We start from the raw sequence: 1,005 nt of genomic DNA, 5'->3' as shown, positions 1-1,005 counted from the left end.
ATGCCGGACAGGGCGTGCGCGTTGAAGGCTCCAGCCCGTCCCTGTTTGTCCGGACTGATGAGGTGCGGCAGCTGCGGCGTGGAGACACGCTGACCATCGGTGAGGAAAATTTCTGGGTAGATCGGGTTTCGCCGGATGATGGCGGAAGTTGTCATCTCTGGCTTGGACGGGGCGTACCGCCTGCCGTTAACCGTCGCCGCTGAAAGGGGGATGTATGGCCATAAAAGGTCTTGAGCAGGCCGTTGAAAACCTCAGCCGTATCAGCAAAACGGCGGTGCCTGGTGCCGCCGCAATGGCCATTAACCGCGTTGCTTCATCCGCGATATCGCAGTCGGCGTCACAGGTTGCCCGTGAGACAAAGGTACGCCAGATGAGTTCGTGTCCGTACAACTGGCGTAATCATGGCCCTTCGGGGCCATTGTTTCTCTGTGGAGGAGTCCATGACGAAAGATGAACTGATTGCCCGTCTCCGCTCGCTGGGTGAACAACTGAACCGTGATGTCAGCCTGACGGGGACGAAAGAAGAACTGGCGCTCCGTGTGGCAGAGCTGAAAGAGGAGCTTGATGACACGGATGAAACTGCCGGTCAGGACACCCCTCTCAGCCGGGAAAATGTGCTGACCGGACATGAAAATGAGGTGGGATCAGCGCAGCCGGATACCGTGATTCTGGATACGTCTGAACTGGTCACGGTCGTGGCACTGGTGAAGCTGCATACTGATGCACTTCACGCCACGCGGGATGAACCTGTGGCATTTGTGCTGCCGGGAACGGCGTTTCGTGTCTCTGCCGGTGTGGCAGCCGAAATGACAGAGCGCGGCCTGGCCAGAATGCAATAACGGGAGGCGCTGTGGCTGATTTCGATAACCTGTTCGATGCTGCCATTGCCCGCGCCGATGAAACGATACGCGGGTACATGGGAACGTCAGCCACCATTACATCCGGTGAGCAGTCAGGTGCGGTGATACGTGGTGTTTTTGATGACCCTGAAAATATCAGCTATGC

At 57.5% G+C, this 1,005-nt stretch carries 3 protein-coding genes; all 3 read left to right on the top strand.

What is annotated here, in order from left to right; genetic code table 11:
* Nucleotides 1-14 precede the first annotated feature (14 nt).
* From JYB62_RS19555 to JYB62_RS19545, 3 genes are read left to right on the top strand one after another with little or no spacing between them, the layout of a single operon-like run.
* Nucleotides 15-203 (top strand): head-tail joining protein, encoded by a 189-nt coding sequence (locus tag JYB62_RS19555; protein WP_077814874.1) that lies wholly within the window; start codon nt 15-17, stop codon nt 201-203.
* Between the two features lie 11 nt (nt 204-214).
* Nucleotides 215-454: a phage tail protein gene (locus JYB62_RS19550; protein ID WP_449500891.1), complete on the top strand. Its 240-nt coding sequence runs from the start codon at nt 215-217 to the stop codon at nt 452-454.
* Nucleotides 441-839, top strand: coding sequence for a DNA-packaging protein FI (locus tag JYB62_RS19545; protein ID WP_000158919.1), 399 nt, complete (start codon nt 441-443; stop codon nt 837-839). The genes JYB62_RS19550 and JYB62_RS19545 overlap by 14 nt, the downstream gene beginning before the upstream one ends.
* Nucleotides 840-1,005 lie beyond the last annotated feature (166 nt).

This window comes from Algoriphagus lutimaris (assembly GCF_017051705.1).
Taxonomy (GTDB): domain Bacteria; phylum Bacteroidota; class Bacteroidia; order Cytophagales; family Cyclobacteriaceae; genus Algoriphagus; species Algoriphagus lutimaris.
Note: the sequence above shows the minus strand (reverse complement) of the source record. Positions and strands in the feature narration are given on the sequence as shown.